Below are 14057 nucleotides of genomic sequence, written 5' to 3' on the forward strand. Positions count from 1 at the left end.
TCAGACCTATTCCAGGATATAGAGCGTTGTTAAGGCGCTAACTTGTGCGCCCACCGCTGCCGGATTATTCCAAATAACGCGCTCGACGTTAATGGGATATTTATTCAATATTTCTACTGCCCAGGTCATGCTCAAGAGCTCACTGCTGCTGGCGGTGTTCAGTTGCAATTGGATTTTTTTCCCCAATCTGTATTCGCTAACCCCTGCCAAGCCTTTGATTTCTGCGGGAGGTCGTAGCGTGACTTCCTCTTCCTGCGAGAATTTGAGAGCCTTGAGATTACGGGCTGACCAATCCAAAATCGTCATCTTGACGACTCGTGGATCTACCTTCTCAGCCGGCACCCCGTGTATCGATCGTGTTTCAAGTGGAAAACCGGAGACGATAGGGCCTTCAGCGTTCAGTGGATCGAGGATGCCTGGCAGCTTTGTGCGGTCCGCAATGCGTGTATGGGAATTTGCGGGTGACCATTCAACGGTTGCTTTTTTTCCTTGGAAATCGCATTTCAAAATCGCTGGCTTATAGCCCATTGATGTATATGGCAGCGACTTGCGTATCTGCTCACACTCATGCCACTGCGAGAGTGCGACTCCCTGCATTCCGAAGTTTCGTTGCTCTGATGCAATTTTTTCTTTGTATTGCTGAATCAGATTGGCTATTCGTTGCTCCTGGGCTCGCTTTTCTTGCTGTGTTTGTAGCAATGATTTCAGCGCGGCTAAACGACGCTCTTCATTGCGTAGGTTCTCTCGCTGGGTCGCTATGAAATAGGAGCCTGCGGCAGCGGCCGTCAGAAGGACGGTCGCAGCAAAAATCTTTCTTATATCAAGACCATTTTTACGTAGACGACATTGTTGCAACTCATCGGATTTGAGCTCTTTAGCGGCCTCTATAATCTTTTGAATGGTATATCTGGCATTGATCGTGTCCCCGACAATCACGCCATCTTGTGGAATATATTCTGCTGCGGTCGAGAATGCCTGTTTAGCTTCTTCGGTGTTGTAGACAATTCGATCGAATGTCGGCTGAGGAACACCATCCTTGATCAGACATATCCAGAATGTTTCTTCTGCTATTTTCTGAAAGATAAGTGCATTATCTATGATCCTGGCAACAAGCGCTGCACCCGCAAAGCAACCAGCCATCTGCGAAGCGCCCTTGGCCACGTTCAGCTGACCACTGACGCTCAAAGTCAGATAGGCATTATTTTTCCCGACAAATCGCTTTGCCGTCTTAAGATTATCTGCCTCTGTCCATGTCAAACCGAGAGCCAATTTATAGCCATCGATTTTCCATATACGAGTTGAGCTCTGATCAAAGCCGGAGGACAAAACTGAATCCGGTGCGATTTCACTTGCGGAGAGTGTTGGCTCAGTCCTGGCCTTCTTGAACGCGCGCTTTAGCATCTGTGACGCCTCACTGATTGCTTTGCACAGGCGGCTGGCCGACTTGCGTAGGCATTTGATTGGGATTTGGGCCATTCCAGATGGCCGAGCCGGGCGAGGGCAGCGCGGGCTGCGCTTCGACCAGTCCCGCAGGCATGGCCAGCGGCGCCGCCGGCATGCCGGCCGCTGTCCCTTGGCCTGGCCAAGACATTCCTGGCGCAGCCGCACCGCCCGGCGAACTGGCGGCTTTGAACGCCAGAGTCATGGGCACTGGCTTCTTGCTCTTGGCATTCGGCAGGGGCTCGATCCGGACCTGGACCTTGCGCGGCGCGATGCTGGCCAGCGTCATGCGCTCAGCGATCTCATCGCCCTCGGAGAAGGTCAGCACGGCGCCGTTGGCCAGGGCCAGGCGGGCCGTCTTCTTACCATCGAGAATGATCACCGACACGACGGTTGGGAGGCTGCCCACGATCGGGTCGGTGCCCAGCATGTCGCGGATCTGCCGCTGTTGCTGCAGCAGCTGCAACTGCACTTCGTTCTCGGCCGCCAGGTCGGCCGGCGTTTTCTCCTGGGCCAGGCCGGCGCCTGCGAGGACGACCAGTGCAGCGGCCACCAGGCCTGCGACGATGAGCTTGCCCTTGGGGGCATTGCGTTGCTTAGCCATTTTTTTGACCTCCGTAGACCTGCATCACGATCACCGACATCGTTCGATCGCCGCGGCCGCGCTTGCTCGCACCCGCGATGGACAGCTGGTCGTTGACTTCCTCGCTGCCGGAATCGAATCCAAACAGCACCAGTGCGTCTCCATCCTTCACGAAGGCCTGCTGTTGCATGCTCTGCCGTGCCACTTCTGGTGAGTACGAGGTCACACCGTTGACCACCTCCGGGTTCATTGAAGTCACCGAGCTCAGTTCAAACTGGTACTGCAGCAGGATGCGGTTGTCGCCCAGGATCAGCGGCACCACGTTGGCCGTCAGGCCTGTGGTGAGGGTGGTTTTCTGCTCGGTCGTTTGAGCACCCACGTTGGCGGTCTGCGTGGTCGTGCGCGTGGCCGTGTAGACGCGGTCCTGAACAACTTGGAAGGGCGACGGCTGGCCGTTGATGGCCAGGAACTGGCCTTTCTTGAACAGCGCCACGCTGCCGACCGTGTTGAGCGCCTCGGCGATGATCTTGGTGCCGTTGAGCCGGGAATTGGCGTCGGCGAAGCTGACCGTGAATCGACCAGGCTGTCCGCTCGATGGCTGGATCGGGCTCGTCCCGCCGAGGCTCACGCCATTGCCGTTGAGCTGCTTGTAGACCAGGTCCATCGACAGGCCTGCGGCTTGCTCCTTGGCCAGCGTGACGTTGTAGACGGTCAGGTCGATCATCACGTTGCGTGCGTAGCGTGCGTTGATCGAGTTGAGCAAGGTGCTGATGCGCTGCAGGCTGTGCGGCCTGGCGGTGACCGTCACGATCCCGAGCTCCGGTGTTGCCGAGGCGAACCCGTCCAGGCCAGCCACGGCTAGCCTGGTGTTCGATGCTCCAGCCCCGGACCCCGCTGAACCGCCATTTCCACCAGCTGACCCGCCGGCGGAAGCCATTCCTGATCCGCTATTCGTGCTGCGTGCTTGGCCCGATGCAGTACCAGCCTGAATTCCCAGGATGGCTTGAACCGAGCTCATGATCGATGTCCATGGATCGATGAGCTGGTTCTGTGTGACCGACACCGTGCCGCTGCCGCTACTGCCTCCAGCGCCGCCCGAGCCACCACTGGCCCCGCTGCCTCCACTGCTGGAGCCCGAGCCGGTGGCAGACAGGCTGATCGATGCTGCCAGCGCCTTGGCGCCGCCCGGGATGTTCATGTCGAAAGTGCGCGTCTCGAAGCGGAAGAACTCGATCACGTTGCGTGAGCCGGCATAGCGCCACGACGCTTGGTTACGTTGGGCCAGATCGTTGAGCAAGGCCTTCACCGATCCGTTGTGCTCGACCTGTGTGAAGCCATTGATGCCCCTGGTGCCGGCGGACTGAGCCTGTCCTTGCTGACCCTGGTCTGCACCCGGCGCGCCGACGATTTCAGTTGCTGCAATCGGGATGCCGATGCGCGTGCCGAGCTCTTCCAGGACCTCGCTGAGCTTTTGCGAGCCATGTGTGGCGTAGGCGATTTCGCTGTCGAAAACTGCCGGCAGCGACTGGCTTTTGTGCAGGCGGATTTCCTTGCCGGCGATGCGCGGAACTGCCAGGCGCGTGACGCCTGCAGGAGCGGCGATCTGTGTGCGTTCGGCCAACAGTCGACGGGCCTGGTCGTTGGCCGCTTTCGTGTTCTTCTCGGCTTCCTGGATCGTCGTGCAGCCCTGCAGGAGCAGCACGCTGATCGCCGTGGCGAGACAGGTCAGGCGCTGGGGGAGGTGCTTATTCTTCATTGCCGTCTTTGCTTTCTGCGGTGATGTCGGTGGACGTGACTTCCATGACCTGGTTTGCGGCCGCAACGGTCAGCAGGACCTGCTTGCCCTCGGCCCGGAGGATCGTGACCACGGCCTCTACGGCTGAAGCGACATCGAGGTCGTCGCTGAAGGCCGAACTCGAAATGACTTGCCACGACACGCGCGGATACCAGATGAGCTTCCAGCCCGCAGCCTGCGCCCAGCTCTGCAGCTGCTCGTGCACTGGCTGGCCCTCGTGCAGCACATAGCGTTGCGCAGCCGCATGCGCTCCAGTCGCTGTAGAGCTGACCTGGACCGAGGCGACAGCACGGCTTTGGCGCGCAGCAAGTTCCTGTGCGCTGGCCTGGTCACACCCGCCAGTGCTCGACGATGCAGCTGCGCCGGCAGCGCTCCAGGGCGCCGAGGTTGTGTTGAGCGGGCTCGTCCTTGCGAGCTCAAGCCGCAGGCCTGCAGCGGTGCTGGCCAGCTCCAGGACCTGGCCAGGCTGCAGCTGCTGGTTCACCGTGCGCAGGGCATCGCCGATGCTTGCCGTGTCGCCCTGTTCCACCTGCACCAGTTGCTGCGGATTCGTGGGGCAGATTTCGAGATAGGGCACGCCGATGCGCTGGGCGATCAGCTGGCCGAACTCAGACACCTGGGCACGCCATGAAATGGCCACCTGGGCCTGCAGCAATGCATCACGGGAGTCGTTGCCACCTGCGGGACCGTTGGCCAGCGCAGGCAAGGAGACGGACATGGCCACGGCTGTGGCGCATGCACCGAGCATGTGTTTTTTCATCTTCATTCCTGTTTGGCTCAGCGCTGCGCAAGCACGCGGGCCTGGGCCAAGTGCCACATGGCCACGGCGTGGAAGGTGGTGCCGCGCATGCTGTTGCCGTTGAAAAAGCCACCGCTTTTGAGCAGCCTCTTAGCGGCTCGGCGGTGCTGTCGCTTGCGCTGACGCGCGTTGTTGGCGAACCCCATACGCTGGACTTCGCTCTTGGTGAGTGGACGTGTGTTGCCTCGGAACATGGCTTCTCCAGCGCTCAGCGAATTGCCGCTTCTGCAAGGGCGAACTCGCGGTACAGCGCGAGCACCTTGGGCACGTACAGCTGGGTTTCGCGGTAGGGCGGGATGCCCTTGTGCTTGCGCACAGCGCCCGGGCCGGCGTTGTATGCGGCCAGGGCCAGGGGCCAGTCCCTGAACTCGAACCACATCTTTCTCAGATATGCGGCGCCGGCGGCAAGGCCCAGCACGGGGCTGTAGAGGTTGCTCTCTGCGTCTTGGAGGCCGACACCTCGTGCGGTGTCTGGGAGAACCTGTGCCAGGCCCCGAGCGTTGGCCGGGGAGCGTGCCTGGGCGTTGTATTGGCTCTCGACGGCAACCAGTGCCTTGAGCAGAGCGGGCTCCAGACCGTAGTGCAGCGCTACGGCGGTGATAGCTCGTTCGTGCTGCCAGTAGTTCTGGAGCATCTGCCGGCAGTGGGCGTTGGTCTTGTGGCCTCGCAGGCAGTCGAGCGTGCTTGCATGCGCCCCGAAGCCGACCAGGGCGGTGAGCCCAATGGCTGCTGCCAGCTTGATCATTGGGAGCCAGCTCATGCGACCGTCATCGCAAGCGCGATGAATGCAAGGAGGAGCCCAGCCTGCAAAGCATGGCGTGAAAACTGGTCGACGGCCAATCCACCCTTCGCATAGCGGCGCCATACGGCCAGCAAGGCTGAGCCCACAATCACCGCAGTGGCGCCGATGCCGATGGTAAGGATGGTCTTGCGCACGTTGCCCATGCTCTGACCCGAGGCCTGCCGGAACCCTTCTTCGAGGCTTTGAGCAACGGGCACTTCGGGAATGGGCTTCCAACCACCGCTGCCTCCACCCGTGCCAGGATTGGTCCCCCCACCGGTCCCACCATTCCCACCGGGCGAAGTTCCTGTGCCGCCGGCCATTCGATCCGCCATGCCACAGATCGTGGTCCCGTTGCTGTCGGCGAAGCCAGAGCAACGGCCTGAATTGATCATCCTTCGGCAGTTGCCAATGCCCAGCTGAACGCAGGCCAGCACCAGGTTTCCATCCACGGGGCGGCCATCGAACGTACCCAGAGCCAGTAGATCTCTAACGACACTGGACTTCATGGCATCTGTTGTCAGAGCCGACCACGCATCAATCTGTTGTTGAAGGCTTTGCTGTCGGTATTTTTCAGGCGGCACACGCGCATATTTGGCAATGTTTTCCTGATTCATCTGCAGGACGCCATAGCAGCAGCTGCCGTTGTATGCGTTGGTATCTCCGCGGCTTTCGACGTTGATCGCAAGATTGGCAACCGCCTGGGCGTTCTGCTTGAGCCATGGGCTCGCATTCGGTGAGTTCTGAATCGCTGTGACGATGTCAGCCGCACTGACGATGGCTGCAAGTGCGACCACGGGAACGAGGACGAGCGTGAGCGGAGAGCGTTTGCGCCAGTCCGTAACAAATCTCAACAGCCTCATTTGCGACCCCCAACGCGCCCGCCTTTTTCGAGCTCTTCCAGGAATTGCTCGGGAGGGGTGGCGCCAACAAGCCGCTTGCCGCTGGCAAGGACCACGGTGGGTGTGTTGTTGATCTGGTAGCGCTCGCCGGTCCGCAAGATCTCTACCAGGCCATCGACATTGCATGCCTCGGACAGTTTTGGCCTGGCGCCGTCCATCATCGCCTTCCAGACCCCGGCACGGTCAGGAGAGCACCACGCCATGCGCGCGAGACTCTGGCTCTGCGGGCTTATGACCGGGAGCATGAACTGGTAGACCGTCACGTCATCGATCTGGTCAACGAACTTCGTGAACACCCTGCAGATGGGGCAGTTCGGATCTTCAAAAACTGCCATCAACCGGCTGCCATTGCCGTGTACTTCCTTGATCGCGTGTTTGAGCGGCAGCTGATCGAACGGGATGGCCATTCGCTTGTCCTGGACTCGTGCGGTGAGGTCCACGCGCTGCTTCAAGTCCATCAGTGATCCACCTATGAAACTGTAACGACCTGTTTCATCGGCGTAAAATATTTCCCCCTCCGAAAGCACCTCGTAGATGCCTTTGATTGGCGTGGTTCTGATCTCGTCAACTCGGACCGAGTTGCCGGTATTGGCAGAAATCGCTGCCCTCAACTGTCCTGCTACTTTTTCTGAGACACCCTCAGCCAAAGACGTTGTGCAGACAGTGAGGAAAGCTGCAGCAACAGCAGCGGGCAGGGCCGTGCGTACCAGACTTGCGCACGAAAAATGAGGGGGGTGGGTAGGCATGGGCGCACTGTATGCAGCCCTCCTCGGACACTCCAGCGTAAAACGTTCGATACATACCGAACGTTTTACGCTTGACTTTTGGATTTTTTTTTGCTCTAGAATTTGGCGCGTCGAGGTGTGCGTCTCGCCAGCAGGGACGGCTCTCTACGCCATCCGTGCTGGCCCGCCACTTGAGGACAGCATGGATAGAAAAGATCCCTGGATGCACCAGGGCAAGCTCCGACATGAGGGCTGGGATTCCCGGTTCGAAGATTTTTTGACCGACGTCTTTCTGGTCGAGGGATTGTCGGAAACGACAATAACAACGCTTCAAGTTGAAGTTTGTGCCTTCAACAAATGGTCTCTTGAGACAACTGGTCGTGCCTGGGATGCAATTCTCCCGGGCGATCTCCAGGCGTACCTGCAGTATGCAAAAGACACGCTTTTTGCATCCACATTTCGCAAGAAGCGATGGTGCCTGCGGCGGCTCTACAAGTGGGCCAAAGCCGAGCTCATGGTTGGCAAGAACGTGGACATAGACATTGCACGGATTTGGCTACCCGCACGTGCGCCGTCTCGACTTCCTTCTAGTGTGCCCAGCGCAGCCCAGATGCGGAGATTTCTTGAACTCCCTGACATCAAGACGATAGAGGGCATTCGTGACCGTGCGATCCTCGAACTCCTGTACGGGGCAGGGCTGCGCGCTGCCGAGCTTTTGGGCTTGCCGCGTGATCTTCCTCTACAAGGCCGTTGCATGAGGCTTATGGGAAAAGGGATGAAGGAGCGTCTGGTGATTTTAGGGGAGCCCGCATTGGAGTGGATTGCACACTACAAAAGTGCGCGCCCAATGATTCTGCGTCGTGGTGGGCACGTCCCGCAGGCCTCAAAACGCCTGTTCGTGTCCAGCGGGCGCTATCCTGACTATCAGTACATTCAGTTGTGGCGGATGGTGCGAAAGCACGCGGCCGCATGCGGTCTAGACCTCACTCCCCACAGTTTGCGCCATACCTTTGCTACACACCTCTACCAAGGCCGGGCGCCCCTCGACGCTATTCGGCTTCTTCTGGGGCACCAGCGACTGGAGACGACCACCATCTATGTGTCCAGGCTCGGCTTGGATGACCATGAACTGGTCCGTCAGCATCATCCCCGCGGTGAGACATACACACCATTTCATCGCTGGGGCAACACACACCGAAAGGCCTAGCGGTCTACGAATGCGGCCTGGCATTCGCCGCAGATGAGCTTGAGCCCTGGCTTGCCCCAAACGCTGATCTGGTCAGTACAGCCAGTGCAGCTGTATTTGATGCGGTTGGATTTGTTCATCGGCTGTACCGCGTCTGGTCCGCCGGCGGCTGTGGCCACCGTTTGGCCCACCGGCCGCACTGCCTCCGCCAAGGCGGGCACGGTCGCCATTGGGGGCGTCGTGCCGGCCATTCCCTCCAGCTGCGTGGCCATGCTCCACTGGCCGCTGAGCACGTGTTCGATTGCAGGAAAACGGTCGTACCAACTGATCTGGAAGCTGTCCGTCAGCAACTGCTCGCATGCCCGGAGGAAGGGGCCGCCTGCGATGGCGTAGTCGCCCATCATGTCGCCCGTACGCTTGCCTCCGGGCCGGCTGGTAGATGACGGCATCAAGTCGATCGCTTCCATCTTTGCGGCCCACTCCTCGTTGTGGTAGCGCCCCCGGCCCGGCTTGCCGAAGTGGTGCTGCCATAGATGGGACATCTCGTGCACCAGGGTCTGCAGCGTCTCGATGAGCGGCACGGCCGCGAAATAGGCGGGATTCAGGGCGATCTCGTCCGTGGTGCTGCCGTCCAGCGACGCAAAGCGCGCGGCCGAGAAGTACCCGCAGGTGCGTTTTTCCCGCTGCAGCGTGATCAGGCAATGGGGCAGGGCATCGTCGAACAGGCGCTGGTTGAAGTGCTCGTACGCCTGCTGCAGCTCGGAGTAGGCCGCACAAGGGGGCGTGGCGCGCAGGGGCAGTGCAGCTGCTGGCAGAACGATGGGTGAGGCAGGATTGGCGGCAAGCATTTTTGTATGTGCAATACAAATATGAACTGACCAGATATCCAGCGGCTGCGGCCAGGGAGACCCTCTAAATCTCGGCAGAGCGCCGTATACTGTACATAATTACAGTATCGGTGGAACCCATGACCAACGCTCACTTGCTCCCCCCAGGGCCACCCGTCCAGCTCAGTGAGGCTGCCTGCTACGTTATCGCCGGCGATACTTGCATCCGAGCGGGGTTTCCGTCGCCTGCGGCCGACTTCGGTGGCAAGCGAATTGACCTCACAAGCACGCTCATCACCCATCCCCAGGCGACCTTTCTGCTGCGTGTTGCCGGTAGCTCAATGTGCGAAGACGGGATAGATGACGGAGATCTGATCCTTGTAGATCGAGCGATCAAACCTCAGCATCGCCACATCGTTGTTGGCGTTGTAGACAACGATTTCACGGTCAAACGCCTTCACTGTGCCGGGGGCAACATCCGCCTGCAGGCGGCGAATGCGACCTACCCAGACATCGTGCCCAGGGACGGTCAGACCTTGGTGATTTGGGGCGTGGTCACCGCATGCATCAAGCGCTTTCGGGCATAACCTGCAGGTTGTCCAATGTTCGCGCTCATCGACGGCAACAATTTTTATGTCTCGTGCGAGAGGGTGTTCCGCCCCTCGCTGGTGAGCCTGCCGGTGGTGGTGCTCTCGAACAATGATGGATGCGCTATCGCCAGGTCGAACGAGGCAAAAGCCATTGGCGTCAAGATGGGGCAGCCGTGGTTTGAATTCCGACATCTCCAGCACACCCATGGGCTCGTTGCGCTCTCAGCGAACTTCGCGCTTTATGGCGATATGAGCGACCGGATGATGAGCATCGCTGCAGGCTTAGGTCCCACGCAGGAGATCTACTCGATTGACGAGTCCTTCATCGGGGGGCTGGAGGGGATACGAGACTTGAGCGGCCGCGCCGCAGCGGTGCGAGAGCGCATCTTGCAGTGGGTGGGCATCCCGTGCTGCGTGGGCATCGCTCCCACCAAAACCCTATCGAAATTGGCAAACCATATCGCCAAGACAGCGGAGCGCACGCCGGGCAGCTATCCCGGCGACTTGGCCAGGATCTGCAACCTTGCAGAACAGTCTCCAGAGCGCCTGCAGCAGCTGCTACGTGCCACGGCTGCAGCAGACGTCTGGGGGGTGGGCAGACGCATTGCTGCTGACCTGGCCGATGTCGGCGTGCTCTCGGCCTGGGAGCTTGCGCAGATGGACTTGGCCATGGTCCGCAGGCGCTGGAGCGTCACCCTGGAGCGCACGATACGCGAACTGCGTGGGCACGCCTGCATCGAGATGGATGCGGCGCCGGCACCAAAACAGACAATCGCATGCACACGATCTTTCGGCCGGCCGGTGAGCGAGTTGCAGCAGCTGCTCGAAGCGGTGAGCGAGTACGCGACTCGCGCTGCTGAGAAGTTACGGATGCAGGATGGTTTGGCCGGCCAGCTTCAGGTTTTCGCGCACACTTCACCGCACCGGCCTGGGCCGCGCTTCAATCGTTCCATGGTAGTCCCGCTGCGACCCACAGCCGACACTCGAAAACTCGTCTCGGCGGCCGTTTGTGGTGCACGCGCTATATATGAGCCAGGCTATGACTTGGTCAAAGCTGGCGTAATTCTGCTTGATATCACTGGACCCGACGCAGTGCAACGCGAACTGCCGATTGAGGTAGCACCTTGCCGAGATCAAAGTAAATTGATGAGTGCAGTCGATGCAATCAATAATCGCTTTGGTAAGGGTACGGTGCACGTCGCAAGTACGGGACAACAGCAGTCGAATAAATCTTGGGATATGCGTCAAGAACGCCGCACTCCAAGATATACAACTGAAATTTCTGAAATCCCGTTGGTACGTGCTTGATTAATCAACCAAGCTTCAAGGTTTTATTGCATTCTTGCACAATTTTTCCATACTGAATGGTGCGCAAATGAATGGCTTGATGCAAGGCATCGTAAAGATATTCTATTCTATTTTTCGCTTGATCTGCACTAGAAATTTTACAATATCCGTTAAGAACTGCAGCAGTCCCGGAAGTAGTAGTTGGCCAAGGTAAAATCTTCATCTTGCATCGAACATAGATATCATGTGCACTAGCGCCGTTTTCAGCATCTGAGCATTGATCACTACCGGCTGTGTCGAACATGGAGAAGATAATTCTTTTACTTCCATTTCTGACATCACCAACTAGTGCAAAAGCAGGAAAGACTCCACTTGCATCTCTTCTCACGGCGGCAAGTTCTTTGCTCCAAACTTTCGAAAGTATTTCACGATCTTCCTGAGTTGCCGTGGACTGAAACTCAACACTGTTGAAAACTGCCAATCGCATAGGCGCCCACTCCGCACTGCCAGCTGCAGCGCGCGCTATAGGTGTGGAGCACATGGCAGAGACGGCTATAAGAGTTGCGAGTCTAAGAAACTTGTTGATGGACATGAAATTTTTGGGCGTTGTGACTAGAGTGGACCGAGCTCGAGACTTTACAAGACCAAGCTCTAACGTTACGATGTGTCAACCGTTGGCGTCACCGACGGACTTGGAGGCTAAGGTTCTCCTTAGCAGTGGAGCTATAGCTTCACGAAGTATACGTTCTGGGCTTTGTGCCGCACGGTTGCTTCCATGTGATCACACTACGCTCTAGCTTGAGGAACCGATGCTTACGTACACCTACCGATTTTTTGCAGCCACACTTAAATTTTCTTGGAAAATTTTCATCATTATTGGTGGTTTGGTTTTGTTTTCCATAGGTAAGGCGTTGACTGCTTTTATCTCGGATTCCCACGACGATTTTGGTAACGAGACAGAGCCGGAACATCAAAAGCCAACTATCGTTGATAGAAACAGCGCAATTCAAGCTTTTGGTTCCGGTGAGTGTGGCGCAGCCGAAGTAGCTCAATACTGGAATTTTGAAGATAAACGCTGAAAGATCATCGACCAATCTTTCTGGCAATTTTTCCTCCACCGGCTTTTGAGCTTTGTGCTGCGCTGTTGGCCATGTGGCCACCACCTTTTATATCGTCTATGCCTGCGGTCATATTATAACCAATCCAGGTCATCATACTCGTCCAAATCACTGGAAGACCTATAAAGAGAAATAACAAGAGTATATTTAATATCATCCGCTTATATAGTTGTGGTTGCCCGGAACTAAATACTTGGGTGATTTCTTGCATGATGGCAGAACCTGAAAATCCCGGATACATGGCCTCTATAAGCCTCGCATCAATCCATCTCGCAATAAACCACATCACAGCCCAGAACTTCACCGTAAAAATTGCCATCGCTCCGATGAGCATCATTTTTAGGTCGTAGCCGCTGAGAAAAACGATCAGCGGTAGAAACGTGTAGAGCGCCATTAATACCAAGGCCTGCACCATGGGCAACGCGTTGAGCAGAGGAATCATGGCTAGAGAGGCTTCCAGAGCTTTATTTGCCACACCGAATGTGCTCGCCGCCCCGACGATGGACCTGCCGATATTGGTTGCAGTACCGTAGTCGTCACCCATGATCCGATCTGGTGATACGAATGTGGGATTGGCCTTCTCAAACCCCAGCCGCGCAACGCTGTCCTTTGCTTCGTCCGCATTGGCGAAGGTCAGCGTGTTCTGAACCTTTTGGGTCAGGTTTTTCCAGGTGCTGGTGTTGTTGATCAGGCGATCGCGCAGGCCGGTCGACGCGGACTCCCACCATTGCGTGCATGTTGGTCGCCCCCAATCTGGGTTGACGTAGCCATGCTCTGGCGTGCCTTCAGGTGCCGGCGTCTGGATGTACTCCACGTCACGCGAGAAATCGATTGCCCAGCCTGGCACCGGGTTGTAGGAGCGCATGTTCGGATAGAAGCCTGCCTCGGTACGGAAGAACTGGCTGCCGACCCAGTCCACATCGGTCGGCCCGTAGCCGCTGCCCTCGGCCAGCAGGGCTTTGCCGGTCGGAGAAATCTTGCTCTTGTCCATTGCCAGGTACTGGCTGCGCGCAGGGATGAAGCACTCCGAGTAGAAGCGCTGCAGGTCATAGAGCAGGCCTGGATCTTCGATCGTCGCCATCCTGGCCATGTCCTCGATCATGCGGAGGTCGCGCCCGGCATTGCTCAGGCCGGCGCGGAACGCACCATTGACGCCGGAACTGATGGCCATGGTCGAGTACCACCACAGCGGCACATACGACAGGTTGCCAGCCTTGCTGAATGAACCATTGACGGCATCTGCCATGGCTGTGTCATAGCCCGACCTGGTCCCGCCCTTGAGCGACACCGCCTGGGGTTCCGAACCGTCGAAGCTGCGAGCAGGCACATAGGTCATGTTGACGTTGTGCAGCGACGTGATGGGCGTGGTGGCGAAGCACATGGACATCACGAACAAGGCCGTGATGATCCGGGTCTGGACGGACTCCAGCAGGGACCTCACACCCTCAAAGCCTTGGCCGCGGTCCTTGGCCTCATGCCAGGTGCGGAAGACGATAAGCGCGAAGGGCAGGGCCACCAGGCCGGTGCCCACGATGATCTCGCCGATCAGGTTGGCGAACGCCCAACCGTACATGGTCGTAAAAAGCTCCAGATAGCTATCGAGCTGCATGACTCGCTCCGGGATCAGTTGAACCAGCCGAGCACTGCCCGGCCAAGGTTGCCAGGCCCGATGGGCAGGGCGATGAGATAGAGGGCCAGGAAGCCGGCCGCGCGCCAGCGCATCAGGAGGATCTCGCGGTGCTCTGCCTTGCTGACAAAGCCACGGCGCCGTCCCCATGCCACCACACGCCGCCAGCGCGCAACGATCCAGATGCACACGAGGGTCTGGCCTATGGCGCCCAGGCGGGAAGCGTTGCGAAACCAGGCCATGAGCTCCAGCACCTGGTCAGGGGCCAGGCGAATCAACACGCTGGCCACGAGCGTGGCGATGGCCAGCAGGCCGATCGCACAAAGGAGCCAGGGCATCCAGCCCCGAAGCCACCAAGGGGCGCGCTGTGTTTTGGCCTGCTCAGCACTCTGGACAT

General features: G+C 58.2%; 16 protein-coding genes. 4 read left to right on the forward strand and 12 right to left on the reverse strand.

Annotation, left to right across the window (positions count from 1 at the left end; all coding sequences use genetic code 11):
- Nucleotides 1-6: 6 nt before the first annotated feature.
- The 8 genes from A4F85_RS30420 to A4F85_RS06835 are packed head-to-tail and all read right to left on the reverse strand — an operon-like array spanning nt 7 to nt 7046.
- Nucleotides 7-1476: a type 4b pilus protein PilO2 gene (locus tag A4F85_RS30420; RefSeq protein WP_156516973.1), complete on the reverse strand. Its 1470-nt coding sequence runs from the start codon at nt 1474-1476 to the stop codon at nt 7-9.
- The gene (locus A4F85_RS06810; protein ID WP_063326111.1) at nt 1412-2044 is read right to left on the reverse strand and encodes a hypothetical protein; all 633 of its coding nucleotides are present in this window, start codon (nt 2042-2044) and stop codon (nt 1412-1414) included. Before A4F85_RS06810 ends, A4F85_RS30420 begins: the two co-directional genes overlap by 65 nt.
- The gene (locus A4F85_RS06815) at nt 2037-3779 is read right to left on the reverse strand and encodes a secretin N-terminal domain-containing protein (RefSeq protein WP_063326112.1); all 1743 of its coding nucleotides are present in this window, start codon (nt 3777-3779) and stop codon (nt 2037-2039) included. Before A4F85_RS06815 ends, A4F85_RS06810 begins: the two co-directional genes overlap by 8 nt.
- Nucleotides 3769-4578, reverse strand: coding sequence for a TcpQ domain-containing protein (locus tag A4F85_RS06820; protein ID WP_231890473.1), 810 nt, complete (start codon nt 4576-4578; stop codon nt 3769-3771). Before A4F85_RS06820 ends, A4F85_RS06815 begins: the two co-directional genes overlap by 11 nt.
- A 17-nt stretch (nt 4579-4595) precedes the next feature.
- Complete coding sequence (locus tag A4F85_RS30425; RefSeq protein ID WP_156516974.1) at nt 4596-4811, reverse strand: hypothetical protein; 216 nt, start codon at nt 4809-4811, stop codon at nt 4596-4598.
- A 14-nt stretch (nt 4812-4825) separates the two neighbouring features.
- The gene (locus tag A4F85_RS06825; RefSeq protein WP_231890474.1) at nt 4826-5362 is read right to left on the reverse strand and encodes a lytic transglycosylase domain-containing protein; all 537 of its coding nucleotides are present in this window, start codon (nt 5360-5362) and stop codon (nt 4826-4828) included.
- An 11-nt stretch (nt 5363-5373) separates the two neighbouring features.
- On the reverse strand, nt 5374-6261 hold the full coding sequence (locus A4F85_RS29400) for a hypothetical protein (protein ID WP_082848147.1): 888 nt from the start codon (nt 6259-6261) through the stop codon (nt 5374-5376).
- Entirely contained in the window at nt 6258-7046 is a 789-nt protein-coding gene (locus tag A4F85_RS06835; protein WP_063326114.1) for a DsbC family protein, read from the reverse strand. Before A4F85_RS06835 ends, A4F85_RS29400 begins: the two co-directional genes overlap by 4 nt.
- 181 nt (nt 7047-7227) lie before the next feature.
- Between A4F85_RS06835 and A4F85_RS29405 the strand changes: the two genes are divergently transcribed.
- Nucleotides 7228-8232: a tyrosine-type recombinase/integrase gene (locus tag A4F85_RS29405; protein ID WP_231890475.1), complete on the forward strand. Its 1005-nt coding sequence runs from the start codon at nt 7228-7230 to the stop codon at nt 8230-8232.
- On the opposite strand, the gene A4F85_RS06845 is transcribed toward A4F85_RS29405, so the two are convergent.
- Nucleotides 8229-9026 carry a SprT-like domain-containing protein gene (locus tag A4F85_RS06845; protein WP_063327899.1) on the reverse strand — a complete coding sequence of 266 codons (798 nt, stop codon included), beginning with the start codon at nt 9024-9026 and terminating at the stop codon, nt 8229-8231. The two genes, A4F85_RS29405 and A4F85_RS06845, sit on opposite strands and share 4 nt — an antisense overlap.
- Before the next feature lie 152 nt (nt 9027-9178).
- On the opposite strand from A4F85_RS06845, the gene A4F85_RS29410 reads away from it, so the two are divergent.
- Together A4F85_RS29410 and A4F85_RS06850 are read left to right on the forward strand one after the other, a co-directional pair.
- Nucleotides 9179-9625 carry a LexA family protein gene (locus A4F85_RS29410; RefSeq protein WP_082848148.1) on the forward strand — a complete coding sequence of 149 codons (447 nt, stop codon included), beginning with the start codon at nt 9179-9181 and terminating at the stop codon, nt 9623-9625.
- A gap of 15 nt (nt 9626-9640) precedes the next feature.
- Nucleotides 9641-10936 (forward strand): Y-family DNA polymerase, encoded by a 1296-nt coding sequence (locus tag A4F85_RS06850; RefSeq protein ID WP_063326116.1) that lies wholly within the window; start codon nt 9641-9643, stop codon nt 10934-10936.
- A gap of 4 nt (nt 10937-10940) precedes the next feature.
- Here the strand turns inward: A4F85_RS06850 and A4F85_RS30430 are convergent, their stop codons facing one another.
- Nucleotides 10941-11507, reverse strand: a complete 567-nt coding sequence (locus A4F85_RS30430; RefSeq protein WP_156516976.1) for a hypothetical protein — start codon at nt 11505-11507, stop codon at nt 10941-10943.
- 217 nt (nt 11508-11724) lie between these two features.
- Between A4F85_RS30430 and A4F85_RS30435 the strand changes: the two genes are divergently transcribed.
- A complete protein-coding gene (locus tag A4F85_RS30435) occupies nt 11725-11994 on the forward strand; it encodes a hypothetical protein (RefSeq protein ID WP_156516977.1) in 270 nt (89 codons plus the stop codon).
- Between the two features lie 4 nt (nt 11995-11998).
- Here A4F85_RS30435 and A4F85_RS06855 read toward each other — a convergent pair whose 3' ends face one another.
- Both A4F85_RS06855 and A4F85_RS06860 read right to left on the reverse strand, forming a co-directional pair.
- Entirely contained in the window at nt 11999-13642 is a 1644-nt protein-coding gene (locus A4F85_RS06855) for a conjugal transfer protein TraG N-terminal domain-containing protein (RefSeq protein WP_063326117.1), read from the reverse strand.
- A 14-nt stretch (nt 13643-13656) separates the two neighbouring features.
- The gene (locus tag A4F85_RS06860; protein ID WP_063326118.1) at nt 13657-13998 is read right to left on the reverse strand and encodes a hypothetical protein; all 342 of its coding nucleotides are present in this window, start codon (nt 13996-13998) and stop codon (nt 13657-13659) included.
- Nucleotides 13999-14057 lie beyond the last annotated feature (59 nt).

Origin of the sequence: Delftia sp. GW456-R20, from assembly GCF_001622915.1 — a bacterium.
GTDB lineage: Bacteria > Pseudomonadota > Gammaproteobacteria > Burkholderiales > Burkholderiaceae_C > Comamonas > Comamonas acidovorans.

Coding starts and splice junctions, on each gene's coding strand:
- A4F85_RS30420 (WP_156516973.1), bottom strand. CDS start 1,476: ATGGCCCAAATCCCAATCAAATGCCTACGCAAGTCGGCCAGCCGCCTG.
- A4F85_RS06810 (WP_063326111.1), bottom strand. CDS start 2,044: ATGGCTAAGCAACGCAATGCCCCCAAGGGCAAGCTCATCGTCGCAGGC.
- A4F85_RS06815 (WP_063326112.1), bottom strand. CDS start 3,779: ATGAAGAATAAGCACCTCCCCCAGCGCCTGACCTGTCTCGCCACGGCG.
- A4F85_RS06820 (WP_231890473.1), bottom strand. CDS start 4,578: ATGAAAAAACACATGCTCGGTGCATGCGCCACAGCCGTGGCCATGTCC.
- A4F85_RS30425 (WP_156516974.1), bottom strand. CDS start 4,811: ATGTTCCGAGGCAACACACGTCCACTCACCAAGAGCGAAGTCCAGCGT.
- A4F85_RS06825 (WP_231890474.1), bottom strand. CDS start 5,362: ATGATCAAGCTGGCAGCAGCCATTGGGCTCACCGCCCTGGTCGGCTTC.
- A4F85_RS29400 (WP_082848147.1), bottom strand. CDS start 6,261: ATGAGGCTGTTGAGATTTGTTACGGACTGGCGCAAACGCTCTCCGCTC.
- A4F85_RS06835 (WP_063326114.1), bottom strand. CDS start 7,046: ATGCCTACCCACCCCCCTCATTTTTCGTGCGCAAGTCTGGTACGCACG.
- A4F85_RS29405 (WP_231890475.1), top strand. CDS start 7,228: ATGGATAGAAAAGATCCCTGGATGCACCAGGGCAAGCTCCGACATGAG.
- A4F85_RS29410 (WP_082848148.1), top strand. CDS start 9,179: ATGACCAACGCTCACTTGCTCCCCCCAGGGCCACCCGTCCAGCTCAGT.
- A4F85_RS06850 (WP_063326116.1), top strand. CDS start 9,641: ATGTTCGCGCTCATCGACGGCAACAATTTTTATGTCTCGTGCGAGAGG.
- A4F85_RS30430 (WP_156516976.1), bottom strand. CDS start 11,507: ATGTCCATCAACAAGTTTCTTAGACTCGCAACTCTTATAGCCGTCTCT.
- A4F85_RS30435 (WP_156516977.1), top strand. CDS start 11,725: ATGCTTACGTACACCTACCGATTTTTTGCAGCCACACTTAAATTTTCT.
- A4F85_RS06855 (WP_063326117.1), bottom strand. CDS start 13,642: ATGCAGCTCGATAGCTATCTGGAGCTTTTTACGACCATGTACGGTTGG.
- A4F85_RS06860 (WP_063326118.1), bottom strand. CDS start 13,998: ATGCCCTGGCTCCTTTGTGCGATCGGCCTGCTGGCCATCGCCACGCTC.